The following is a 23,578-nucleotide window of genomic DNA, read 5'->3' on the forward strand; positions in this document are numbered from 1 at the left end:
CGAGCGGGCCATCAACTTTTGGTTACCTCAATAGACAGCATGAACAAAAAGCGCTTAAATCAGTTATCACATTTTCATCACATGCGTGACATGAATCACACCGCATGCAGTGTTTCTACATTAGACTGACGGAAATGATGTGACGTGCGGTTCCCGGTTAGATTTTCAATGCTGACAAAAGGTTAACCAATGGATACTCATGCTGCTCTGTACCAACAGGGGCAACAACGCCTCGCCGAGTTACGTGCCCTGCCCCCCATTAACCCCGTCTCCCTGCAACAAAAGCTGAAAGATCATGGCATCAGCCGACGCGACTTTATGAAGTGGAGCGCCGCAACTGCCGCCATGCTGGCGTTGCCCCTGCCATTTTCCAATCTGGTGGCAGAAGCCGCCGAACTGGCCGACAGGGTGCCGCTTATCTGGCTCAACATGGCGGAATGCACCGGCTGCAGTGAATCATTGCTGCGGGCGACCACCCCGGATGTCTCTACCCTGATCTTCGATTATGTGTCACTGGAATATCAGGAAGTGCTGATGGCCGCGGCGGGTATGCAGGCGGAGCAGAATCTCGAGCATGCCATCAGTGAATATCATGGCCGTTACCTGCTGGCGGTCGAAGGCGCGGTACCGACCGCCAATAATGGCACCTTCCTCACTATAGGTCCCAAAGCCACCACAGGTATGCAACTGCTACAGGAGGCCGCCGCCGGCGCCGCCGCGATTATTGCCGTGGGTACCTGCTCGTCATTTGGCGGTGTGCAGGCAGCCGCGCCCAATCCCACCGACGCCAAAGGCATCCACAAATTGCTGACCCAACCGGTCATCAACCTTGGAGGCTGCCCACCCAGTGAAGTCAATATTACCGGCACGGTGATGTATTACATCATGTTCGGCAAGCTACCGGCGCTGGATATGTTCAACCGCCCCAAATGGGCCTACGGTGCCCGGGTTCACGATAACTGTGAACGTCGCGGTCACTTCGATGCCGGTGAGTTTGTTGAAGTGTTTGGGGATGAAGCCGCCAAGCAGGGTTACTGTTTGTACAAAGTCGGCTGTAAAGGGCCCTACACCTATAACAATTGCCCCACAGAGCGCTTCAACGCCCATACCAGCTGGCCGGTACTGTCCGGTCACGGCTGCATGGGCTGCTCAGAGCCGGATTTCTGGGACACCATGGCGGACTTTGAAAAGCCGCTGGGTCGCCAGTTGCTCCATGGACTGGACGCCACTGCAGATACCGTTGGCGCCGTCATTCTCGGGCTGACCGCCGTGGGTATTGGCGCCCATGCCATCGGCAGTCTTTTCGCAGGCACCTATGAGGACAAATAACCATGAATACACGTGTTGTCATTGATCCCATCACCCGCATTGAAGGCCACCTGCGAATTGAAGTTGAACTGAACGAGGAGAACGTCGTTCAGAAAGCCTGGGCCTCCTCTACCCTGTTTCGGGGGCTGGAAATTATTCTCAAGGGCCGCACCCCATTTGATGTGGGTTTGCTGGCGCAGCGGATCTGCGGCGTCTGTACCTATTCCCATTATCTGTGCGGTACCCTGGCGGTGGAAAATGCCATTGGCGCGCAGGTGCCACCCAACGCCAAATACATCCGCTCATTACTGTTTGATTCGCTGCACATGCACGATCATATCGTGCACTTTTATATTCTGGCGGGCATGGACTGGATTGATGTGGTCTCTGCCCTCAGTGCCGATCCGGCAAAGGCCGCTCAGGTCGCCATGCAATACAGCCAAGTCCCCATGGCTGCCGGCGAAGGTGAATTGCGCTCAGTGCAGGAAAAGGTTAAGGCGCTGGTGGACTCCGGCAAACTCGGGCCTTTCTCCAATGCCTACTGGGGCAATAAGAGCTACCGCTTCACCCCGGAGCAAAACCTGATAGGCCTCAGCCACTATTTCCAGGCATTGAAAATTCAGCGCACTGCTGCCGAAATGATGGCGGTATTCGGCGGAAAAAATCCCCATCCGCAATCCATTGTGGTCGGTGGTATCACCTCGGTACGGGATATGCTCGATCCGGCGCGGCTGCAAGAGTGGCAGCAAAAATGGCAGTACGTCAAAGAATTTGTCGAGCGCTGCTACTATCCGGATGTGCTGATGGCCGCCGAAGCCTTCAAAACCGAAGCCAGTGTTCTTGGCGGCGCCAATGTACGTAATTTTATGGCCACCGACGAACTGCTGCTCGGTCCGGACACCACTCTGTATCAACAAGGTGTGATCCGCAACGGCGATCTGTCAAAGGTGGAAGATGTCGATCCCATGATGATCGAAGAGGACGTCAGCCACGCCTGGTACACTGCCCCCGGTCCACAACAGCCCTGGGATGGGACTACGATTCCACAGCACACCCCCTTCATTGAGCGCGACACTGTCTATGGCCCGCTGCCAACCGTTGATGAAGCGGGTAAATATTCCTGGGTCAAATCACCGCGATACGGTGGAGAGCCGGTTGAAGTCGGGCCTTTGTCTGCCATTCTGGTCAACTACGCCAGAGGCACGCCAGAGGTGGTCGATGCTGTTAATACCTTCCTGACACAGGCCGGATTGCCCAAAGAAGCCCTGTTCTCAACGCTGGGGCGCACCGCAGCGCGCATGCTGCAGTGCCTGGTGACCTCCCGCAATTGCATTCGCACCTTCGATGCGCTGGTAACCAATGTCAACTCAGATCAGAGTACCTATATCCAACCCACTATCGATCCGGATAAAGAGTACAAAGGCTACGCCATGCTCGAAGCACCGCGAGGTCTGCTCAGTCACTGGATCCGCATTAAAGGTGCGCTGGTGGAGAATTATCAGGCCGTGGTGCCAACCACCTGGAATGCCGGTCCCATTGACGGTGAAGGTAAAGTAGGTCCCTATGAAGCGTCGCTTATTGGCCTTAAGGTGCTGGAGCCGGAAAAACCGCTGGAAGTCATCCGGGTGATCCACTCCTTCGATCCCTGCATGGCCTGCTCGGTACACGTGATGGATCACAAAGGTCGCAGTTTGAGCGAGTTTCGTGTCGATCCAACAGGTTGCCAATAGGAGGTCCTATGGCTCACAGCAAAGCTGTTTCAGATCAGACCGCCTACGCGCGGCTGCATATCTTCTCCGGCATTATCCGCGTGTGTCACTGGCTGCGGGCGCTGTCAATTCTGGCGCTGGTGATCACCGGATTTTACATCGCCTGGCCATTTCTGGTGGCACCGCAAAGCAGCGATGTACTGGTGCAGGGCTGGATCCGCATGGCACACGAGATCTTCGGATTTATCCTGATCGCCGTAACCGTCAGCCGGGTGTACCTGTTCTTTTTCAGCAAAGACAACATTGAACGTCGTTCATTTGCCGATGTTATCAGCCTTAAAGCCTGGAAAGGACAACTCAAGGCCTACCTGTGGATGGGGCACAATCCCCATGCCGGTGCCTATGGTCCGTTGCAGTTTATGGTGTATTTCGGTATCACCCTGGCGGCGATTTTTATGTGTGTTACCGGGTTGGTGCTGTATGCCAACGTTTACCATCAGGGACTGGGTGGAACCCTGTGGCAACCGGCAATGCTGATCACCGAGTGGATGGGCGGTCTGGCCGTGGTCAGATTATGGCATCACTATGTCACCTGGGCGTTTATTATTTTCGTGGTCATTCATGTTTACATGGCAGTTTGGACGGGTATCCGCTTCAAACACAACTCTGTAGACTCGATTGTCTCCGGTTATAACTATCTGCCCAAAGATCAGCAACACTGACAGAGACGTATCAGTATTCCCATGAATTTGAAGTACCTGGGTTATCAACACCACCGCTGCGCTGAGATACACCTGAGCGCAGCGGTTCATTTTGGCGACAGCGCGATTGTCTGCGCGCCGCCGGTTTTCGTCAGCCGTTTTTTGCTGTTGCAGGCGGAATATCGCCGATCTGCAAAGCCCCATCACATCTGCCCGCAGCAGCGCCTTTGGCCCCTGCAGGCGGATATCTGTCAACGCCACTGAGCATAAAGATCACAAGACATGAAGTTAGTCAGATTTGAATTTGAATGCAGTCGGGACATCCCTTTTTACGCGCACCTGTGCAACCGGTTTTTGACCCGGTATCCCGACCTCACCGTCGCCCGCACTGCCACTGGCTATGTGCTGGAGCAGGAAGATGATCAAGCCGGACTTGAGCGCCTGGCAGAAGAGATAGCCGGTGAGTTTCCACTGTCAGTCTGGTTGACTGACAGCCGTATTCTGGTTGCTGCCGAACGACTTGGAACCCGTCAGCCACTGCCAATCAGCGGCCAGTTCCAGGATTATTGCAGTCACTGTCACCCCCGGTTTGGTGACAATCAATCACCTCAGTTCGGTCAGCTGGCGCTGCCCTGCCCTGTGTGTCAGGGCGAAACGCACTGGCTGGATACACAGGATAACACTGCCGCGCTGCTGCAAACTCTGCTTGGCGGCGACAGCGTCACCGTGGGCGGCGCCGTGCTGAGCTTAAAAGCCCGGGATGACAGCCAATCCCTGCTGATCTGTAACCCCAACATGCTCAACCCGCTGTTCCAACTGAGCGCTGAGCAGACACTGGCGCTGTCCGCCATCGAAAAACCAGCGGTGCTGGGCCGCAATAAATCACCTGATGAGTCACTGCCTCTGGCCCGATACCGGCTGTGTTTCCCCTGGAATCGTGAGCTTATTGTGCTGTGTGAACGCCTGCGTCAACGGGGTATCACCTGGCTCGCCCTCGTGTGTCTCGAGGGTGAAATGCAGCGCCCGCTGGTTGCGCGGATCGCCGGCAAATGGAGTCCGCTGACAGAGCCTCGCCCAACGCCATTCTCACCGGCACCAGAGCCGCTGCATGACAGTGTGCAGCTGGCAGGCTGGCAGGCAAACTGGCGCAAGAAAGTGATCAGTTTCAGTCCCGCACCTCGTGGCGCGCAAGACGCCGACACCCTGGCCCATTGCGCTCTCAACGCCATCAACCTGGAACACGGGATGAAAACCCTGGTGCTGGACTCAGCGCCCAATACTGCTGCGCTGCACTTTACCGGCGACTGCGAAGGCAAGCTGGTGCATACGGATAATCAGGGACAGGTGCAAACCTTCCTGACGTTGCCATCACTGCCAACACGCGGCGCAGAAGTGCTTTCACAGTTGATGGCAGGCGAGCAGGCCGAGGTAACCACAAAATTCGCCGCCCGCTGGCCGGAAGTGATTGCCCGGGTCGAGCAGTTTAACAGCGGCGCCTTTGCCGGTACGCTGACCGGTCTGTTGGCGCTTTGCGCGCTTTTGCTGGATTTGGATAAAAACGGTCGAGGGCTGCGCACAATGGATCATCGCCAACTGGCAGATGCGCTGGAAGCCTGTGCCATGGAAATTCCCGGTCGCCGCGCACCGCGAATCGACTATCCGCTGATCAAAAATGATTCGGGCCTGACCATAGACTGGAAACGCACCCTGGGGTCGCTGATGGCGTTTCGCCTGGTTGAGCCCGAAGATGCCGGTAAAATCGCCTTTGGGGTATTTGATTCACTGGCGGACTATCTGGCCAACTGGATTGAGCATCTGGACAATAAATTTGGCATCTGCGCCGTTGGCTTGTGTGGCGATGAGATGGCCTTTGAGTGTCTCGCCCAGCGTTTGGCTATCCGTATCGGCAAAAATTACCCGCTGCTGGCCAACCACAAGTTGCCTTTAGTCGGGGCCAACTACGCCGCCGGCGCACTGTACCTTAAACGTCGCCGGTTTGCGGCGCGCAGCGCGGAATAACCTCATGGTGCCATTACAACGCCGGCGGATTCAGATTACCGGCATCGTTCAGGGGGTGGGATTCCGCCCCTGGATCTATCGTCTTGCCATGCACCACAGGATCAGCGGCACTGTGCTAAACAGCAGTGCCGGGGTGATCATTGAGTGTCAGGGGAGTGATAACCGGGTCAATGAATTTATCGCGTCACTGGATGATGACCGGCCGCCACTCGCCCGGCTGGATACCATCACCATCACTCCTATCGAACCTGTTGATAATGAAGCCGGTTTTGAGATTATTCAAAGCCAGCAGCAGGATAGCATCAGCGTCAGCGTGTCGGCCGATAAAGCCTGCTGCAGTGACTGTCTGGCGGACATGAATGACCCCAAAAGCCGCTATTTCCGCTATCCCTTTACCAATTGCACCAATTGCGGCCCAAGGTACAGCATTATCCGCAGCCTGCCCTATGATCGCCCCGGCACTGCTATGGCGGGCTTTCCCATGTGCAGCGCCTGTGAGGCGGAATACCGCGATCCGCTCAACCGCCGTTATCATGCGCAGCCGGTCAGCTGTCCTGACTGCGGCCCGCAGCTGACATTGAAAACCGCGGATGGCTGCATCCGGGCCCAAAAAGACGAGGCGCTGGAGCAGGCAGTTCAGGCGTTGCAGGATGGACAAATTCTTGCCGTCAAAGGACTGGGCGGCTTTCATCTGATGGTGGATGCGCAAAATCAACAGGCCGTTGAACGCCTTCGCCGGCGCAAACACCGTCAGGGCAAACCGCTGGCGGTGATGGTAGCGGATATCAACACCGCCAAACGCCTTGCCGATGGCAGCGATGCCGAGTGGCAGGTGCTTGCCAGCGCCGAGCGCCCCATTGTATTGATGGACAAGGCCCAGATGGGCAAAGCCAAGATGAACAGCGCGCTGGAGGAAAGCTCAGGCAGCGCGTCGCTTGCCGACAGCATCGCCCCCGGGCTTGGTCGGGTGGGTCTGTTTTTACCCTATACTCCCCTGCACCATCTGCTGCTGGCCAGGCTCAATCGCCCTTTGGTGGCAACCAGTGCCAATATTTCCGGCGAACCCATTATCACAGACTGCGACACCCTGACGACCCGCCTGGGACTGGTGGTTGACTGTGTTCTGGATCATGACAGGCCCATTATCAACGGCTGTGATGACAGCGTGGTGCAGGTGATTGATGGCGAGCTGCAGGTAATCCGCCTTGCCAGAGGTTATGCACCGCTCAGCCTACCGCTGGCATCATCGCCAAACAGCCAGGGATATCCGTTGACGCTGGCCACCGGTCCTCAACAAAAGAACACCCTGGCACTGTGCAGCGGCAATCAGATGATACTGAGCCCTCATATTGGCGATCTGTTTTCACTGCAGGCGGAGGCTTATTTTCAGCAAACGCTGGCGACCTTCGAGCGCCTGTATCAAATTCAGCCACAGCGTATTTGCTGCGACCGCCATCCGGATTACGCCACCACCCGCTGGGCAATGGGCCGCGCCGCGGTCAGCCACACCGACCAGGCAATCACCGGCAAGCCACTGCAGGTACAGCACCATTTCGCCCACGTGCTGGCAGTGATGGCCGCCAACAAGCTTGACTCTCAGGTGCTGGGATTCAGTTTCGATGGCACCGGACTTGGGGATGACGGCACCCTGTGGGGCGGTGAGCTGTTACTGTGTGACACTCAGGGGTACCGGCGACTGGAGCATCTCTCCCCCTTTTCCCTGATTGGCATGGAGCAGGCGGTCAAACAGCCCTGGCGACTGCTGCCATCACTGCTGTTCAATCGGCTGTCACCTCAGGAGATCCTGACCCTGCCACTGAAGGTGCTCTCAGGTAAACCGGCCTCGTTGCTGCAAAACCTGCACACATTGTGGAATAAGCAGCAAAGCTGTATCGCCACCAGCAGTGTAGGCCGGTTGTTTGATGCGCTCGCCGCCCTGCTGGGACTGGTGGAAGTCACCACCTTCGAAGGCGAAGCAGGAATGAAACTGGAAGCGCTGGCAAGTGCCATACAGCAAAGCGGTCAGCCGCAGTCTGAAGATTGCCATTTCAGCCTGCCCGTGTGTCTGAATGCTGAAAAGCATTTGGTCTGGGACTGTGAGTCACTGTTTGCGCAGATGCTGCAGGCGACGCTTGCCATGCCCCTTAATGATGAGCGGCGCGGCCACATCGCCCTTGGCTTTCATCAGGCGCTGGCGGATTTGGTTACCCAGCGCGCTGCCCAATACCCGGATCTGCCCATAGTGCTTACCGGCGGCGTGTTCCAGAACCGCCTGCTGCTTACCTTGTGTCGCCGGCAACTGCGCGCGGCAGGCCGAACCCTGTTATCTCCCGGTCTGGTTCCGGTTAACGATGGCGGTGTCGCACTGGGACAACTCTGGTATGGTATTCATCAGGGCGAAAAACATCTTACGGACATGGCGCCGCATTCGGGCGACGTGTCATTCAATACCTGTTTACAGCAGTAGTACAAAGAGGAAGAAGTATGTGTAAAGACTGCGGTTGTTCCCTGCCTAGGGGAGCACATCACCACGCTCATGATGATCACGGCCACCATCATGATCACAGCCATGATCACGGACATGACGCCAATGTGATGAGCAATCCTCAGCTCAATGACAGCAAGACGCTGGCTGTTATCCATAAAATTCTGGATAAGAATGATATGGAAGCCGCCCATAACCGGGAGCATTTTGAAGCCCATGGGGTTACTGCCTTTAACCTGATGAGCAGCCCCGGCAGCGGTAAAACCACCCTGCTTGAGCATCTCAAAGAGTACACGGATCTTAATTATGCTGTGGTCGAGGGCGATCTGGAAACCAGTCGTGACGCCGACCGTCTCAAGGCCAAAGGCATTGAAGCCTTCCAGATCCAGACCGGCAGCGCCTGCCATCTGGATGCCTTTATGGTACACAGCGCCCTGCACCATATCGCGCTGGATCCGCTGGATGTCTGCTTTGTGGAAAACGTCGGTAATCTGGTGTGTCCGGCCAGCTACGATGTGGGTACCCACAAAAATATCGTGCTGGTATCCGTACCTGAGGGTGACGATAAAGTTGAGAAATACCCGGTCATGTTCCGCCGTGCCGATCTGGTGCTGATCACCAAATGCGATTTACTGCCGTACTTCGACTTCAGCGTTGAAGCTGCCCGTGAACAGGTGAAAAAGCTCAATCCTCAGGCACTGGTGCTTGAGGTGTCCATCAAAGACGCGGCCTCCATGCAGACCGTTGCCGGCTGGATCGCCGCCAACCGGGGTAACTGTTAATGTGTCTGTCCATTCCCTCCCGGGTCGTTGAAGTTCATGCCGAGGAACATGCGGTTACCGTCGATACCATGGGCGTGCGCCGCAAAGTCAGCTGTCACCTGATGGGTGAACCCCTGACTATTGGTGATTATGTGCTTATCCATATCGGCTTTGTGATGAACAAAATCGACGAACAGGCCGCGTTGGAAAGCCTGGCCCTGTATCGTGAAATTGTCGATAAACTCGAAGGAGAAGCCTCTTGAGTCAACTGGAACTCAAATCTCTCTATGATGGCTTTCGCGATCCGCAAACCATCCGGCATCTGGCCGATGCCATCAGGGTTGAGGCGCAGGCCTGCACTGAGCCGGTTTGTATTATGGAGGTGTGTGGCGGTCATACCCACACCATCATGAAATATGGCCTGCCGCAGCTGCTGCCGGACAATATCGAATTTATTCATGGTCCTGGCTGCCCTGTGTGCATTATGCCCAAAGAGCGGATTGATCACGCCGCAGTACTGGCCTCTCAAAGCGATGTCATTCTGGTCACGCTGGGAGATATGATCCGGGTCCCGGGCTCCAACGGCAGTCTGGCGCAGCACCGGGCTGCGGGTAAAGATATCCGCCCTTTGTACGATCCGCTGGATGCGCTGACCATTGCCCGGGAAAATCCGGACAAAACCGTGGTGTTTTTCGCTATCGGTTTTGAAACCTCTACGCCGATGACCGCGGTACTGCTGCAACAGGCAGAAGCCATGGGTATCAACAATCTGCTGTTTCACATCAACCATGTGCTGGTCCCTCCTGCGATTGATGCGGTGATGGCCGATCCGGCCGTGCGGGTGAACGCCTTTATTGGTCCCAGCCACGTCAGCGTCATCGCCGGCAGTGAAATCTATCGCAGCGCCGTGGAGCAATATCAGACTCCTGTAGTGGTTGCCGGTTTTGAACCTGTGGATGTGATGGAATCCATCCTGCGCATCGTGCGACAGAAAGCCCAGGGCAAGGCTGAGCTGGATATCCAGTACAACCGTGCGGTCACCCCAGCGGGCAACACCACCGCCCAGGCTCTGGTAGCCAGCTGCTTTGATATCAGAGACAGTTTCCGCTGGCGCGGCCTTGGTCCCATTCCTCATTCGGCGCTGAAACTCAAAGACGCTTTTGCCCACCGGGATGCCGAGGTTAAGTACGCACATTTGCTGCCAACCACGGAAATCAATGACCACAAGGCCTGCCAATGTGGCGACATCCTGCGCGGTCTGGCCAAACCCAAAGACTGCAAGGTATTTGACCGCGGCTGCAATCCGCAGAATCCGCTGGGCAGCTGTATGGTCAGCTCCGAAGGTGCCTGCAACGCCTATTATCGTTATGCCAGGGATCTGCCCGTTAGGGGCAACAAGAGGTAATCCAATGCAAAAACAACCTGACAAGGCCATCCAGCTCAGCCACGGTGGTGGCGGACAGGAGATGAATAAGCTGATTAAGTCTCTGTTCTTCAAGGCCTTCGACAACCCTCTGCTGTGTCGTGAAGAGGATGCGGCCGCACTGATGCTATCTGGCCAGTGTGCCTTCACCACTGACGCTTTCACTGTGTCGCCACTGTTTTTTGCCGGTGGCAATATCGGCAAGCTGGCGATTGCCGGTACGGTAAACGATCTGGCCATGATGGCTGCCAAACCCGAATATCTGGCAGCCAGTTTCATTATCGAGGAAGGGTTTGCGCTGGCGGATTTACGCACCATCGTTGAGTCCATGGCTGCCGAGCTCGCCGTCAGTGGTGCCCGGATTGTCTGCGGCGATACCAAAGTCGTGCCCAGAGGCTGTGCCGATGGGGTGTTTATCACCACCACCGGCGTCGGTCATATTCAACATCAGGGTATCTCCTCCCACGCCCTGACAGCCGGTGATGCCGTCCTGATCTCCCGGGATATCGGTCGTCATGGCGCCGCGATTTTAATGGGACGCGAAGGACTGGAGCTGGACTCAGAGCTGACCTCGGATTGTGCGACGCTGTGGCCGGCGGTCAAGGCGCTGCTGGATGCAGGCCTTGAGATCCATGCCATGCGTGATGCTACCCGAGGTGGCCTGGCGGCCGTGCTCAACGAATGGAGTCAGGCCTCCGGCGTAGGTATTGACGTGCAGGAGCAGGCCATTCCGGTCGCCGATCCGGTTCGGGGACTGTGTGAGCTGTACGGTTTTGAACCTTATGATCTGGCCAATGAGGGCACCTTTGTCATCGCTCTGCCTGCCCATCAGGCGCAGCAGGCACTGACGGCTTTGCAAGCCCTGCCCTGCTGCCCCGATGCCGCAGTGATAGGTCAGGTCAGTGGTGCCAATCCGGGCAAGGTCATCCTCACCTCCCCATGGGGGTCAAGCCGTTATCTGGAGCTGCCTGCCGGTGAACTGCTGCCAAGGATTTGCTGATGCATGAATATTCGATAGTCTCATCGCTGATTGAGCAGTGTCAGCAGCATGTGCAGGAAAATGCCGCCAAAGGCGTTGCGCGGGTAGTGGTTAAGGTAGGAGAGCTGAGTGGGGTTGAGCCTGCGCTTTTACAAACAGCTTTTGATACCTTCAAAGAAGAAGGTGTGTGCCGCGGCGCCGAGCTTGAGCTGCAACTGCAACCCCTGACGCTGCATTGTACTGACTGCAATCAGGTTGCAACGCCGGGTAACCGCACCGTGGTCTGCCCTCATTGTGGCAGTTTCAACACCCGGGTTACGGATGGCGAAGACCTGTACCTGATGCAGCTGGAGCTGGTGACTTAAGCACACAAACACCCTGATAAAAAATCCCGCCAACACGGGATTTTTTATTGCCTGTATGCACCGGCTTCTGACTGCAGCGGTTTCTGCACGCCCCTTAGGGCTTCAATACGCAAAAAAGCAAATGCGCAACTGGCCCATCGGACGCTATCCAGCCGCCAAAAGCCCCTGCCCGGCCAGCCAATCGAGACTGAAATCGTAAAAGGCACGGCCCAGGGCGGAATCATTGCGCCCGGTATGACGGATTCGGCTGAACGGCCGGCTCAGCGCCAAATCATCCACTTTCACCTCGGCCAATTCCCCCCGCTCCAGCTCCTGTGCCAGCGTCAACGAAGACAGTACGCCCATCAGGTGTCCCTGTCTGACCGCCTGTTTCACCGCCTCGGGGCGGCCAAAACTGAAATGAATATCCGGATGCAGGCCCTTGGTCATCACGGCGCTGAGGAATACTTCGCGGGTTCCTGAGCCCGACTCCCGCAACACCCAACGTTCATTGGCCAGTGCCGACAACGCTACCCGCCGGCCTGCCAGAGGATGAGCCGGCGAGCAGAAGATGGTCAGATTATCGCTGTGCCAGGCATCAATGCTCAGGCGCCGGTCAAGACAGATACCTTCAATAAAAGCCATCTCGCTGCGGCCCTCGGCCACCGCCTCAATGGCTTCCTGGGTGTTGCAGATGGACAGCTCAACCTGCACTTTGGGCCAGGCCTCACTGAAGGCCACGACGGCCGGCGCCAGCAGGTAGTTTCCTATAGTGGAACTGGCACTGACTGAGAGCTTGCCAGCCAGTTGCTCGCCATGTCCGCTGAACGCGTGCTCAATCTGATTGACCCGCTCCAGCACATCGGAAGCCAGCGGCAACAGCAGCGCCCCCTGCGCATTAAGATGCAAACGGTTGCCGCGCCGCTCAAACAGGCGGGTATCCAGTTGTTTTTCCAGTTCGGCCAGTGCCATCGACGTTGCCGGCGCCGACTGACTGACCAGCTCCGCCGCCTTTGCGACCTGGCCACTGCGTGCAATGGCATCAAATACCATCAATTGTTTCAGAGTGATCCGCATCGTCAGTCATCTTTCCCTGTCACGCAGGGGTGAGAGCGTCCCACTCTGCCCGCAGAAGGGATCGTCTGCCAGTGGGGTTTGCGAGCCTTGCGCTTCTCCCGCACCGGCGTCAGCGGACTGTCCAGCTTGCGCGCCACCAGCAAAAAGACACTGCCGCTGCCCGGCAGCCAGGACTCCAGACCGTGCTGCCACATCAATCCTTTATCGACATGACCAAACAACGGGTGATACACCAGACGCTCATCGCAGATAACCTGATAACCCAGCAGCGCCAGCCAGTCCTTGACCCGTGACGGCAAATAAAAGTGACCGCGCCAGGGTAAGACATGCTGATATCTGGGCAACAATTTACCCAATATCGCAGGACTTAAGGGATTGAAACCGCTGAGGATAAGCGTGCCGCCGGAAATCAGTACCCGGTCAATTTCGCGCAGCAACTGGTAGGGGTTGGCCTCAAATTCCAGCAGAAAATTAGCCAGCACTACATCCACGCTGGCATGTCTGAGCGGTAACTGAGTGGTATTGGCTACCACAGAGGCGCCGGCTGCATCATGCAGGCAAATTTGATGGGAAATACTGCTGTGGCTGGCATCCATGGCGGCGCTCAGCGGGCCGAGCTTGAGCAGATGATAACCAAACAGCCGCGGCCACCAAGGGCTTAGCGCCTGCTGCAGGCACATCTGCAAATGCTCGCCGTTGGCGAAATCCTGCCAGCAAGACGGTCCCGGGGTGGTGTGTCGATAGGAAGAACTGGACAAATACGACTCCATTGCTGCCAATCTGAATGGCAGAAAATGTGTGGAAACCTCGCATACACAAGGCCTCTATACCTATAAAACGAAAAGCGTATACAGGCAAGTCTTTAGGGGGGTAAACTCCCGCCAATGCTCATGTTTTTTAAGGAAACACAAGATGTCACTGATGATTACCGCCATTCCTGCCTTCGATGACAACTATATCTGGTGTCTCAGTCGTCCCGGGCATGATCGGGTCTGGGTGGTGGACCCGGGCGATGCCCAGCCGGTACTGGCTTTCCTGCAGGAACACAGACTGCAACTTGAAGGTATATTGATTACCCATCATCACAGTGATCATACCGGGGGTATCGGTCAGCTTAAAGCCCAGTTTGAGCAACTGGCAGTGTGGGGGCCGGATAATCCTCAGATCCCCGGTATCACCCTGGCCCTCCCCGACAATGAACAGCGGGTATTACCCGGACTGGATGTGACTGTACGTGTGCTCGCCGTGCCAGGCCATACGCTGGATCATCTGGCTTATGTATGTGACGGCAATCTGCTGTGCGGTGATACGCTGTTTTCTGCAGGATGTGGCCGGATGTTTGAAGGAACGCCGGAACAATTTACACGCTCTCTGGCCCGTCTGGCGGAGTTGCCTGCCCAGACAAAGGTTTACAGTGCCCACGAGTACACCTTAAGTAACCTCAGATTTGCCGGAGCCGTCGATGCCGGCAATCCGGTCATCGCCGCTTATCAACAGGAATGTGAAGCACTGCGGGCGCAGGGCCAGCCAACCCTGCCGTCATCAATGGCCAGGGAATTATCCTGTAATCCGTTTCTGCGACTGAATGACCATCATATCCGCCAGGCGCTGACTCAGCACTGGGATCAGGAAATCACCGATACTGTGAGAGCCTTCGCCCTGCTGCGCCGCTGGAAAGACAATTTCTGAGTTATCGGGTAGACTAGCCGACTTTATATGAGTAGGTTTTTCTGAATGGCCAATCATGCCATTTTCAGATTGGAGATAATCCAAGAATAAACAATAAGATACTCTAGAACAATACAGGATAGCTCCGGTAAATGCGTTTATCTTTTATATGTATGGCAGGGGGAATTGCTCTGCTGACTGGCTGCCAGAGTATGGACAGCGAGCAGGTCAAACACACCGTGACGGCACCACTGGTGACGCCGCCTGTGGTGCCGGAAGCACCACTGCCCGCCCCCATCATCATTACTGATGTATGGGAGCGTATCCGCATGAACATGCAGATGCCCATTCCCGACAAAAAACTGGTCAATCAATACCGTGACTGGTACATCCGTCACCCCGAGCATCTGGCCCGGGTGTCTGAGCGTGCCGAACCCTTCATGTATCTGATTGTTGAGGAGCTGGAAAAGCGCAATATGCCGGTAGAACTGGCACTGCTGCCGATTGTGGAAAGCGCTTTCGACCCCTTTGCCTATTCCCACGGATCAGCTTCAGGCCTGTGGCAATTTACCTCGCCCATGGCCAGGCACTTCGGTCTGGAAATGAACTGGTGGTACGACGGTCGCCGGGATGTGCCGGCGGCGACCATTGCCGCACTGGATATGTTGCAGTACCTGCACGGCAAAACCAATGGTAACTGGCTGTACGCCATTGCCGCATACAATACCGGCGAAGGCCGGGTGCTCAATGCGGTCAAACATAATCAGCGCAAAGGAAAAGCCACTGACTTCTGGTCATTGGATCTGCCCCGGGAGACTGAGCGTTATGTGCCTCAACTGCTGGCGCTGGCCGATGTCATCAAAAATGCCGATAAATACGGCATTACTCTGGCACCGATTGCCAACAAACCTGCAGTGGAAGTGATTGATGTCGGCAGTCAAATCGATCTGTCCTTTGCTGCCGATTTGGCGGATATGCCGCTGTCGTCGCTGCATAAACTCAACCCGGGCTACAACCGCTGGTCAACCTCGCCAGACGGCCCCCACAAACTGGTGGTGCCGGTCGACAAGGCTCATGGTTTTAAGCTGGCTCTGGCTGATACCGATTCCAGCGAGCGCCTGCACTGGCTGAGATACAAGATCAAGTCCGGAGACAGTCTGGGATTGATCGCCAACAAGTATCACACCACCATAGATGTGATCCGCTCGGTCAACAACATCGAAGGCAACACCATCGCCGCGGGCAAGCATTTGCTGATCCCGGTAGCGGCAAAAGATCCTGAGCTGTACTCCCTGTCATCGGATCAGCGTCTGGCGCGTAAACAGGGTGTCAAACGTGCTGATTACAAGATCGACTATCAGGTCAAAAGTGGTGATTCGCTGTGGAAAATCGCCAAAGCCAACAATGTGACTGTGGCCAAACTGGCATCCTGGAACGGCATGGCCCCCAAAGATCCATTGAAGGTTGGTCAAAAGCTGGTGATCTGGACCAACAAGGTTGCTCAGAACCAGACTCAGTCTTCTGTGATGCGCACAGTCAACTACAAAGTGCGCTCCGGGGATTCTCTGGCGCGGATCGCAGATAAGTTCAACGTAACAGTCGCCGATTTGCTGCGCTGGAATGGGCTGGACAGCAAGAAATATCTGCAACCCGGTCAGATGCTCAAGCTGTATGTCGATGTGACCAAGATGAGCGTGTAACAACGCAGCAGACGCAGAGCCAATATACTGCTGTTATCGTGCCAATGAGTTGCACTGCAACAGTGAGCATCATCGTCCATGAAAATGCCCCCAATCCTGAACGCTCAGAATTGGGGGCATTTTATTGGGTTAACATATTTGGGGCACGCGACCTAACTCATCACACCAACAGATGACGCACCATCATTTGATGGCCAGCGTCTGCGGCATCAGCAGCGGTCTGGAGGACTCAGTGTTGTGGCCCGTCAAACTGGCCTGCCAGTAATCGCCCGGCCGGACGCGCTCCATCACCTTGGCGGGAATATCGAAATTCACTGTCATGGTCTTGCCGGAAGCCAGCGTTACCTCACGCAGTGCCTGGGTAAACATCATGTCATCCGACCAGGCCCAGAGCCGCTCTCCTTTGGCAGACATCAGCCACAGATCGCCCGTCATTCCCGAGTTAAATTGCATGGGCACACCATGACTCTGTGGATTGCTGATAAGCAGCTGTATCACGGTCAATCCCCGCGCCGAAGGCTTGTCACTTATCTGCAATTGACCGGTAAGGAGTGTGTCTTTTGCCATCGCATCCGAAACCATGGTTTGCTGCCCTCCCGGAGAATCAGGGTGCTCAGGCATTGTCAGCGCCTGCCTTACCCCTTCATTCTTATCCAGCTGACGTATCTCTGTTGAGCCACTGCGCCCGGGTTGTTGCTGCTGACGCGCGGCGTCATCGGACTGGGCCTGGCTTTGCCGGGACAGCGGCGACTGCGGCTTATCCGCCAAAGCGTCGCTCTGGGCATGACAGCCCCCCAGAGCGAACACAGCTGTCGCCAATACCATCCCTATTCGGGTGGTCGACATTTAGAATCCCCCCAGCTTTTCCAGCAGCTTGTTTTTCAGCTTGTCTTCCTGCTTCTTGATCTCATCCTTCACCTTATTGTTAAGCAGGGCTTCGGTATTAAGCGCAAATTCAGGCTTGGCGAAGGTGCCGGTAATGGTCAGCGGAATATCCACGCCTTTAAGTGCACCATCGTTGCCCTGGCCTTCCAGCGAAGCGACCAGTCGGGTCGTCAGATTGTAATCTATCGTCTGCTCAACAATGTTGGCATCGCCTTGTCCCATCACCCGGAGCAGTGGCGACTGCATATCCAGATCCGGATTATTCACCACGCCATTGTTCATCGAAAAATTACCGGTCAGACTGGTGAAGTCGGTCTTCAGCTCTTCCTTGCCGGTGGCATTAAGGTCGCCCTTCAGCCTGGCTTCGGCGCTGCGGATCATCTGAGGGATATTCACGCCATACAGGGAGCCATCATTAATGGCAAATTTGCCATTGGCGTTCAGATTGCGCTTGAGCGCTTCCGGGACCAGGCTTCGACCGCTGCCGGAGACAGAGAAATTGGCATTGCCGGAGAGGAAGTCGATATCGGCCGCATCCGTCAGCAATGGCCTGATTTGGACACCGCTGAGCGACTGCTCGAAACGATAACTGGCAACTGGATTTCGGCCATCCAGGCTGGCTGAAAGTTTGAGCTGTCCGTCATACAGGTTGGCAGACAGATTCTTCACATCCAGCACACCGTTTTTCAGCGCCAGCGCCAATTGCCACTGGCTGGTCTTGAGTTTATCCAGAGAAATGGATTTTACCGTCAAACTGGCCGTCACATCAGCCGCCTTCATACCGGACAAATCCGGCTCTTTAGCAGGCGCCTGCTGGCCCTTGTCTGCGCTCGCAGAAGCCGCATCTTTATTGTCGGCAGCCAGCCAGTCATTGAGGTTGATATCACCCAGACTCAGGGTCATATCCAGCGCCGGAACTTTACGGCCGTATGCTGCAGTGACTTTGCCACTGCCCTCAATATTGCCTACTTTCAACTGCGCCAGCGCCAGACTGGCCTGCTGTCCTTTGAGGTCAACCTCAACATCGGCATTTACCACTGAGCTCAGGCTGCCATTGGGAATACCCAGCCCCTTAAGATCTGTCTCCAGTGTCAGCCCTTTCAGGCTCAGCGCCCCAAAATCGGCTGTCAGCAACAAACTGCCCTTGCCGCTGGCAGTCATATCCAGCTGTGGCAATTTGGCACTGGCACGAAAGGCCAGCTCAGCCGCTTTACCCAAAGAGAATTGTCCCAGCGTGAAACTGTCCAGACTGAACTCATGGGTGGTGTTGGTCTGCTGATTGATGATATTGACTTTGGCACTGGCGATATTCACGCCACCGACACTCAGGCCCGCCAGTCCCTGAGTGTCTGAGCTGCCAGAGCTCTCTGAACGCGTGGCCGCAGATTTGTCGCCATCACCTGCCAGTCCGTCAAAACTGGTGCGACCGTCTTTGGCGGTCACCAGATTCACCGTCAGCCCCTTGAGCTCCAGCGCCTGAATATCGACCTGTTTGCTCAGCAGTGGCATCAACGCCACTTCGGCAACAATAGTGTCGACAGTCATCATTTGCTCAGGCGCCATCCCTTGTGGGTTGGAAAAACTGATCCCGCCCAGATGGATCCCAAGTGTCGGGAAAAAGGTCCAGCTCAAATCGTCTTTGATTGCCAGGGTTCGGCCGGTATGCGCCTTGACCTGGTCGATAATTTCGGGCTTAAAGTCATTGGGATTAAAAAACAGGGTCAAATATAAGACCAATGCCAGTATTAACCCGGCAAAGGCCAGCACCAGCCACTTAAGCACTTTCATAGCGTTTCCTTATGTCAGACAGGACGGCTGAAAATCAGCCAGTTGACTGAGATCCAGCGCACGGTTGGTTACCAGTATGCCATTACTGTCGGCATAGAGGTACATACCCGGCGAAACTGTTATTCCCCCCATATCAACATCAATCTGAGTCTCGCCCACACCTTTGCGCTCGGTCTTGAATGGCACCGCGCCCAGCGCCTGCACTCCAAGGTCGATAGTGGCCAGCGTTCCAACATCCCTGACGGCCCCATTAATCACTACACCCGCCCAGCCATGATTCGCGGCGGAGGCCGCGATCAAATCCCCCAGTAACGCCCTGCGACAGGAGCCCGCGCCATCTACCAGCAATATCCGGCCGGCGCCCGGAGTGGCCAGCAACTCTTTGACCCTGGAATTATCCTCAAAGCACTTTACTGTTACCACTTCACCGTAAAATATCTTTCTGCCGCCATATTGCTTAAATGCCAGTGGCAATAAATGACACTCCTGTGGCCACAGATCACAAATATCAGGTAATAAGTCCAACATATCTCGCCTCCTTGTCGATGAGTTTTCAGCCTAATCATTTCAATTCCCGTGTTCAAGGCACATAACGTAAGAAAAATCTCACAAAAACGGTTGTTTAGTTCTCACAAGTGACTATAATTTGCGCCGAATGAAGGATGGCGCAATTGATATTTTTATGCTCTACAACATGATTGCAGTCTATTCCTGACCTTTTTACGGTCTCGCATCTTTTCCCATAGTGAAACCAACATGACAAAAGAACTTGATTTACAAAATGCCCTGGCGGCATTGGATCAGTACGGATACGATAAAAAACACTCAACGGATTTAGAGCAGGCAAGAAATAAACAGCAGATGGCGAAATATATTGATTCGCTGGATTACAGCCTGCGCCGTCTGGAACTGTTGCAGGAAGTAGTTAATGACGCTGTGCGCAACAAAAAAGAAAGTCTGGCACAGCAGGAACATATTCAAACCTATAAAACCAAAATTATTAATTTATCCCGCGAATGGAATATGTCCTATCAGGATGTGATTGACCTGATGGCCAGAGTAGAAAATAACAAATAATAAAAAACGCCCTCAGTTGAGGCCGTTTTTATACACTCAGCCATGCTTAAGGCAGGTGCGAATAAGTCCTCGCGGCACACTGGCTTATGAGCAAAAGCCAGTGCGAGGTATTCAGATAAAAGAAGGCTGCTTGCCTTTCAAAGCTGAATACCAAAGCAATGGCGATTCCTTTCGGGCGAGGCTGACAGCCCTGGCTGCTTTGTTGCAGTTTTTGCTAATGACTAGGCCATAAACTTCAAACTGCGCCGCGCATCTTGCGCTGTCAGCACTCGCAGAGCACGCACGGGACTTATTCTCACCTTCCCTTAACCGGCATCAGTATCAACCACCGGCGTACCGGCTTACGTAATCCCAGTAACAGCATCAGTATCACCGCATAAATCGCAGGCTCCAGCCAGCCGGATTTCAGTGACCAGTAAAAATGCAGCGGAATTAATATGGCGCACAGATAAATAAGATTGTGCAATCGTTGCCAGCGTCGCCCCATTCTGGCTCTTAATGTATTGACCGAAGTGATTGCCAGTGCCAATAAAATGAAATAACTGACGGCACCAACCACAATATATGGTCGCTCCCATAGCTCATTGACTAATAAGCTGACATCGAATAACAGATCCAGTGCCAGATACGCCAGAATATGTAGACTGGCATAACTGAAACAATATAGACCGAGCAGACGCCGGGTTTGCATCAGGTATCCCATTTTGGCATAGCGCGCCAATGGCGAAACCAACAGAGTCAGCACCAGCAGATTCAGGGCGCCGATACCGGTGAAATGAATAATTCGCTCCACCGGTTCAGCTCCCAGCGCTCCAGCCTGCACCGCCAGCGCCAACCACACCAGCGGAGCCAGTGCCGCCAGATGCATCATGGCTTTCAGCCACACTAACCGGGTCCGGGTCATCACCATCAATAATGCTTCCTCAAATCCACGCCCTGATAAAGATGCGCCACCTGTTCACCATACCCATTGAACATCTGCGTGGGAATGCGGGTTGCGGAAAACAGCCCGCCCGCGCCAATCCGTCGTTCGCTCGCCTGGGACCATCTGGGATGATCGACCAGTGGGTTCACATTGGCCAAAAAGCCATATTCATGTGGCGCCAATTGATTCCAGCTAGTTGGTGGCTGACGCTGGGTAACTCTGATAGTCACCACCGACTTGATACTCTTGAAGCCATATTTCCAGGGAACGACCAGACGTATCGGCGCGCCATTCTGGGGCGGCAAGGTGTTACCGTACAGCCCGACCGCCAGAAAACTCAGTTCATTGCCCGCCTCGGCAATGGTCAGGCCTTCAACATAGGGGTAATGAATACCGCCGCCCATCAGCCGGTTGCGCTGCCCGGGAAGCTGCTCCGGATCAAACAGGGTCTCAAAGGCAACATATTTCCCTTCAGGTTTGACCCCGGCCTTTTTCAGCAGGGCGGCCAGGGGAAACCCAACCCAGGGGATCACCATCGACCAGGCCTCAACACACCTGAGGCGATAGATACGCTCCTCAAGCGCAAACTTGAACAGGTCGTCATAGCTCAGGGTCAGGGGCGTATCCACCTCCCCTTCAACCTTCAGTATCCAGGGATCCACTTTAAGCCCCTGGGCATTGGCAGCAGGATCAGCCTTATCGGTGCCGAACTCATAAAAGTTATTGTGACCAATCACTTTTTCATAGGGAGTCAGAGTTTCATCGTCACTTTGATAGAGGGCGGGCTTGATATAGGTCAGCGGCGTGGTCACAAACTCAGGTGCGGGCGTTTGCTCACCAAACAGATCGAACAATCCAGCCTGCACATAACCCGGGATACTGGCACCAATGGCCCCCAATCCCAGCGCCTTGATGATCTGTCGCCGGTCACGCAACACTTCCCGCGGTGTCACCTCGTTTTCGCTCAGCTGCCAGGGAGCTTTTTTCATAAGACCAGAGGTAAATCTTCCTTTCATAACACGCCTCACTTACCGGACTTTGATGAGTAGACAGTCAAACGGCCGAAAATCTTTCTGCATCCAGGCAAAATACTGCCCTTAACAGGGGTATCTGAAGATAAGTTGTGCAAATAATCCGTCACGACTTGAAGAGCGGGGCTGTGCCATGCCAAGCTTTAACGAATAACAATATTTTCAATCAGTTTTGAGCCCAGGGATGCCAACAGACTTCACTCAGTTCTCCATCACCAATCTGCTTATCCTCAGCGCAGTTGCCCTGCTGTTTCTGATGCTGGGAGCCCTGCTAAATCAAAAATTGACCCGCACCCGCTGGCAGGCCGCCAAAGATCAGTTGAGTGAACTGCACAACAGCGAACAGTTGTCACTGCAACAGGAGCTGGAACATACGCAACAGTTGCAGGATCAGCTCACCGATGAATTACATTTTTGTCGACAACGGCTGGAAAAACAATCGGTTGAACTGGGAAAACTGGCAGAGCGCAGCGAACGTCTGACGCGAACAGAACACCTGCTGGATGACGCCACACGCAGTATCGGTGAGCTGCAGCTGGCCCTCAGCCGCGAACAGGCCCGGGGTGAGCAGCTGGCGGTGAAATTTCAGGCAGAGGAAAATGCTCTGCAGGATAAGATTGCGCTGCTGGAATCGGCAGAATCCCGGTTAAAAACGCAGTTTGAACACCTTGCACAGAAAATTTTTGAGGAACGCAGCGAAAGTTTTCGTGCCCAGAATGTGCATCAGCTCGATGGTGTGCTTGGTCCGCTCAAACAGCAGCTGGATGGCTTTCGCCAACAGATCAGTGAATCCAATCAACTGGCCCAGACCGAACGCCATTCTCTTAAATTCCAGCTGGAGCAGCTGCAGGCCATGAACCTGAGAATGAGTCAGGACGCCATTAATCTTACCCAGGCACTCAAAGGTGACAACAAGCAATTGGGTAACTGGGGCGAAGTGATCCTCGAGCGGGTATTGCAGGAAAGTGGTCTGCGCGAAGGTCACGAATATCACACTCAGACAGACCTCAAAAATGATCAGGGCAAACGCTTTAAACCTGATGTGATAGTGCATCTCCCCCAGGATAAGCATGTGGTGATTGACGCCAAGATGTCGCTGGTGGCCTACGAGAGATACTTCAACAGTCAGGACGAGCACGAAAAAGCCCAGGTGCTCAGGGAGCATGTGATATCAGTGCGCAGCCATATCCGGGGGCTGGGGCAGAAGGATTACCAACATCTGCATGGTCTCAAAAGCCTGGATTATGTGCTGATGTTCATCCCCATTGAGCCGGCGTTTTTGCTGGCGATTGAAGAAGATCCGCAACTGGTTAATCTGGCACTGGAACAAAATATCATGTTGGTCAGTCCAACCAATTTATTGGTGGCACTGCGTACCATTAACAACATCTGGCGTTATGAACATCAGAATCAAAACGCCCAGATTATCGCCAGACAGGCTGGTCGGATATACGATAAGCTGTGTGGCTATGTGGAGGAGATGGATAAGCTCGGTCGTAGTCTGGATACCGCCCAGCGCAGCTATCAGAATGCGATGAACCGCTTGTCCACCGGCAAAGGAAACCTTATTCGTCAGGCCCATCAGATGAAGCAACTGGGTGCCACCGCCAGCAAGCAGTTTGACGCAAACCTGCTTGAAGGCGCCATCAGGGATGATGACGAAGAGCATACCGGCAGTTAATGCCCAAGAGGTAGGAT

The 23,578-nt window shown here is 54.8% G+C and carries 21 protein-coding genes; 14 read left to right on the plus strand and 7 right to left on the minus strand.

Annotation, left to right across the window (positions count from 1 at the left end; genetic code table 11):
* Positions 1 to 189: 189 nt before the first annotated feature.
* The 10 genes from ACRRUX_RS16980 (at position 190) to hypA (ending at position 11,750) form a co-directional block, all read left to right on the plus strand.
* Positions 190 to 1,329, plus strand: a complete 1,140-nt coding sequence (locus tag ACRRUX_RS16980; protein WP_432532503.1) for a hydrogenase small subunit — start codon at positions 190 to 192, stop codon at positions 1,327 to 1,329.
* A 2-nt stretch (positions 1,330 to 1,331) separates the two neighbouring features.
* On the plus strand, positions 1,332 to 3,038 hold the full coding sequence (locus ACRRUX_RS16985) for a nickel-dependent hydrogenase large subunit (RefSeq protein WP_432532505.1): 1,707 nt from the start codon (positions 1,332 to 1,334) through the stop codon (positions 3,036 to 3,038).
* A gap of 8 nt (positions 3,039 to 3,046) precedes the next feature.
* A complete protein-coding gene (gene cybH / locus ACRRUX_RS16990; RefSeq protein ID WP_432532507.1) occupies positions 3,047 to 3,739 on the plus strand; it encodes a Ni/Fe-hydrogenase, b-type cytochrome subunit in 693 nt (230 codons plus the stop codon).
* Between the two features lie 261 nt (positions 3,740 to 4,000).
* Positions 4,001 to 5,737 carry a hypothetical protein gene (locus tag ACRRUX_RS16995; RefSeq protein ID WP_432532509.1) on the plus strand — a complete coding sequence of 579 codons (1,737 nt, stop codon included), beginning with the start codon at positions 4,001 to 4,003 and terminating at the stop codon, positions 5,735 to 5,737.
* 4 nt (positions 5,738 to 5,741) lie between these two features.
* Positions 5,742 to 8,204 carry a carbamoyltransferase HypF gene (hypF, locus tag ACRRUX_RS17000; protein ID WP_432532511.1) on the plus strand — a complete coding sequence of 821 codons (2,463 nt, stop codon included), beginning with the start codon at positions 5,742 to 5,744 and terminating at the stop codon, positions 8,202 to 8,204.
* A gap of 17 nt (positions 8,205 to 8,221) precedes the next feature.
* Positions 8,222 to 9,004, plus strand: a complete 783-nt coding sequence (gene hypB / locus ACRRUX_RS17005) for a hydrogenase nickel incorporation protein HypB (RefSeq protein WP_432532513.1) — start codon at positions 8,222 to 8,224, stop codon at positions 9,002 to 9,004.
* Entirely contained in the window at positions 9,004 to 9,246 is a 243-nt protein-coding gene (locus ACRRUX_RS17010; protein WP_432532515.1) for a HypC/HybG/HupF family hydrogenase formation chaperone, read from the plus strand. The genes hypB and ACRRUX_RS17010 overlap by 1 nt, the downstream gene beginning before the upstream one ends.
* Before the next feature lie 5 nt (positions 9,247 to 9,251).
* Positions 9,252 to 10,388 (plus strand): hydrogenase formation protein HypD, encoded by a 1,137-nt coding sequence (hypD, locus tag ACRRUX_RS17015; RefSeq protein WP_432532601.1) that lies wholly within the window; start codon positions 9,252 to 9,254, stop codon positions 10,386 to 10,388.
* Between the two features lie 4 nt (positions 10,389 to 10,392).
* Positions 10,393 to 11,406 carry a hydrogenase expression/formation protein HypE gene (hypE, locus tag ACRRUX_RS17020; RefSeq protein ID WP_432532517.1) on the plus strand — a complete coding sequence of 338 codons (1,014 nt, stop codon included), beginning with the start codon at positions 10,393 to 10,395 and terminating at the stop codon, positions 11,404 to 11,406.
* Entirely contained in the window at positions 11,406 to 11,750 is a 345-nt protein-coding gene (gene hypA, locus ACRRUX_RS17025) for a hydrogenase/urease nickel incorporation protein HypA (protein WP_432532519.1), read from the plus strand. Before hypE ends, hypA begins: the two co-directional genes overlap by 1 nt.
* Before the next feature lie 144 nt (positions 11,751 to 11,894).
* Here the strand turns inward: hypA and ACRRUX_RS17030 are convergent, their stop codons facing one another.
* Together ACRRUX_RS17030 and ACRRUX_RS17035 are read right to left on the minus strand one after the other, a co-directional pair.
* Complete coding sequence (locus tag ACRRUX_RS17030) at positions 11,895 to 12,806, minus strand: LysR substrate-binding domain-containing protein (protein ID WP_432532521.1); 912 nt, start codon at positions 12,804 to 12,806, stop codon at positions 11,895 to 11,897.
* A gap of 2 nt (positions 12,807 to 12,808) precedes the next feature.
* Complete coding sequence (locus ACRRUX_RS17035; protein ID WP_432532523.1) at positions 12,809 to 13,564, minus strand: class I SAM-dependent methyltransferase; 756 nt, start codon at positions 13,562 to 13,564, stop codon at positions 12,809 to 12,811.
* 154 nt (positions 13,565 to 13,718) lie between these two features.
* Between ACRRUX_RS17035 and gloB the strand changes: the two genes are divergently transcribed.
* On the plus strand, positions 13,719 to 14,495 hold the full coding sequence (gloB, locus tag ACRRUX_RS17040; RefSeq protein WP_432532525.1) for a hydroxyacylglutathione hydrolase: 777 nt from the start codon (positions 13,719 to 13,721) through the stop codon (positions 14,493 to 14,495).
* 131 nt (positions 14,496 to 14,626) lie between these two features.
* Positions 14,627 to 16,174, plus strand: a complete 1,548-nt coding sequence (locus tag ACRRUX_RS17045) for a LysM peptidoglycan-binding domain-containing protein (protein ID WP_432532527.1) — start codon at positions 14,627 to 14,629, stop codon at positions 16,172 to 16,174.
* Between the two features lie 183 nt (positions 16,175 to 16,357).
* On the opposite strand, the gene ACRRUX_RS17050 is transcribed toward ACRRUX_RS17045, so the two are convergent.
* The 3 genes from ACRRUX_RS17050 to ACRRUX_RS17060 are packed head-to-tail and all read right to left on the minus strand — an operon-like array spanning position 16,358 to position 19,375.
* Positions 16,358 to 17,020 carry a BsuPI-related putative proteinase inhibitor gene (locus ACRRUX_RS17050; RefSeq protein WP_432532529.1) on the minus strand — a complete coding sequence of 221 codons (663 nt, stop codon included), beginning with the start codon at positions 17,018 to 17,020 and terminating at the stop codon, positions 16,358 to 16,360.
* The gene (locus ACRRUX_RS17055; RefSeq protein ID WP_432532531.1) at positions 17,021 to 18,847 is read right to left on the minus strand and encodes an AsmA family protein; all 1,827 of its coding nucleotides are present in this window, start codon (positions 18,845 to 18,847) and stop codon (positions 17,021 to 17,023) included.
* Between the two features lie 9 nt (positions 18,848 to 18,856).
* Positions 18,857 to 19,375: a putative 4-hydroxy-4-methyl-2-oxoglutarate aldolase gene (locus ACRRUX_RS17060; protein WP_432532533.1), complete on the minus strand. Its 519-nt coding sequence runs from the start codon at positions 19,373 to 19,375 to the stop codon at positions 18,857 to 18,859.
* A 228-nt stretch (positions 19,376 to 19,603) separates the two neighbouring features.
* Between ACRRUX_RS17060 and ACRRUX_RS17065 the strand changes: the two genes are divergently transcribed.
* The gene (locus ACRRUX_RS17065; RefSeq protein WP_432532535.1) at positions 19,604 to 19,924 is read left to right on the plus strand and encodes a hypothetical protein; all 321 of its coding nucleotides are present in this window, start codon (positions 19,604 to 19,606) and stop codon (positions 19,922 to 19,924) included.
* A 295-nt stretch (positions 19,925 to 20,219) separates the two neighbouring features.
* Here the strand turns inward: ACRRUX_RS17065 and msrQ are convergent, their stop codons facing one another.
* Together msrQ and msrP are read right to left on the minus strand one after the other, a co-directional pair.
* On the minus strand, positions 20,220 to 20,834 hold the full coding sequence (gene msrQ / locus ACRRUX_RS17070; RefSeq protein ID WP_432532537.1) for a protein-methionine-sulfoxide reductase heme-binding subunit MsrQ: 615 nt from the start codon (positions 20,832 to 20,834) through the stop codon (positions 20,220 to 20,222).
* A complete protein-coding gene (gene msrP / locus ACRRUX_RS17075) occupies positions 20,834 to 21,865 on the minus strand; it encodes a protein-methionine-sulfoxide reductase catalytic subunit MsrP (protein WP_432532539.1) in 1,032 nt (343 codons plus the stop codon). The genes msrQ and msrP overlap by 1 nt, the downstream gene beginning before the upstream one ends.
* Before the next feature lie 199 nt (positions 21,866 to 22,064).
* Between msrP and rmuC the strand changes: the two genes are divergently transcribed.
* Positions 22,065 to 23,561, plus strand: a complete 1,497-nt coding sequence (gene rmuC / locus ACRRUX_RS17080; protein WP_432532541.1) for a DNA recombination protein RmuC — start codon at positions 22,065 to 22,067, stop codon at positions 23,559 to 23,561.
* Positions 23,562 to 23,578: the final 17 nt, after the last annotated feature.

It is taken from the genome of Shewanella sp. GXUN23E (genome assembly GCF_050865035.1).
GTDB lineage: Bacteria > Pseudomonadota > Gammaproteobacteria > Enterobacterales > Shewanellaceae > Shewanella.

Excerpts from the sequence above, each read along its gene's own strand:
- ACRRUX_RS16980 (WP_432532503.1), top strand. The coding sequence starts at position 190 with ATGGATACTCATGCTGCTCTGTACCAACAGGGGCAACAACGCCTCGCC.
- ACRRUX_RS16985 (WP_432532505.1), top strand. The coding sequence starts at position 1,332 with ATGAATACACGTGTTGTCATTGATCCCATCACCCGCATTGAAGGCCAC.
- cybH (WP_432532507.1), top strand. The coding sequence starts at position 3,047 with ATGGCTCACAGCAAAGCTGTTTCAGATCAGACCGCCTACGCGCGGCTG.
- ACRRUX_RS16995 (WP_432532509.1), top strand. The coding sequence starts at position 4,001 with ATGAAGTTAGTCAGATTTGAATTTGAATGCAGTCGGGACATCCCTTTT.
- hypF (WP_432532511.1), top strand. The coding sequence starts at position 5,742 with ATGGTGCCATTACAACGCCGGCGGATTCAGATTACCGGCATCGTTCAG.
- hypB (WP_432532513.1), top strand. The coding sequence starts at position 8,222 with ATGTGTAAAGACTGCGGTTGTTCCCTGCCTAGGGGAGCACATCACCAC.
- ACRRUX_RS17010 (WP_432532515.1), top strand. The coding sequence starts at position 9,004 with ATGTGTCTGTCCATTCCCTCCCGGGTCGTTGAAGTTCATGCCGAGGAA.
- hypE (WP_432532517.1), top strand. The coding sequence starts at position 10,393 with ATGCAAAAACAACCTGACAAGGCCATCCAGCTCAGCCACGGTGGTGGC.
- hypA (WP_432532519.1), top strand. The coding sequence starts at position 11,406 with ATGCATGAATATTCGATAGTCTCATCGCTGATTGAGCAGTGTCAGCAG.
- ACRRUX_RS17030 (WP_432532521.1), bottom strand. The coding sequence starts at position 12,806 with ATGCGGATCACTCTGAAACAATTGATGGTATTTGATGCCATTGCACGC.
- gloB (WP_432532525.1), top strand. The coding sequence starts at position 13,719 with ATGTCACTGATGATTACCGCCATTCCTGCCTTCGATGACAACTATATC.
- ACRRUX_RS17045 (WP_432532527.1), top strand. The coding sequence starts at position 14,627 with ATGCGTTTATCTTTTATATGTATGGCAGGGGGAATTGCTCTGCTGACT.
- ACRRUX_RS17050 (WP_432532529.1), bottom strand. The coding sequence starts at position 17,020 with ATGTCGACCACCCGAATAGGGATGGTATTGGCGACAGCTGTGTTCGCT.
- ACRRUX_RS17055 (WP_432532531.1), bottom strand. The coding sequence starts at position 18,847 with ATGAAAGTGCTTAAGTGGCTGGTGCTGGCCTTTGCCGGGTTAATACTG.
- ACRRUX_RS17060 (WP_432532533.1), bottom strand. The coding sequence starts at position 19,375 with ATGTTGGACTTATTACCTGATATTTGTGATCTGTGGCCACAGGAGTGT.
- ACRRUX_RS17065 (WP_432532535.1), top strand. The coding sequence starts at position 19,604 with ATGACAAAAGAACTTGATTTACAAAATGCCCTGGCGGCATTGGATCAG.
- msrQ (WP_432532537.1), bottom strand. The coding sequence starts at position 20,834 with ATGGTGATGACCCGGACCCGGTTAGTGTGGCTGAAAGCCATGATGCAT.
- msrP (WP_432532539.1), bottom strand. The coding sequence starts at position 21,865 with ATGAAAGGAAGATTTACCTCTGGTCTTATGAAAAAAGCTCCCTGGCAG.
- rmuC (WP_432532541.1), top strand. The coding sequence starts at position 22,065 with ATGCCAACAGACTTCACTCAGTTCTCCATCACCAATCTGCTTATCCTC.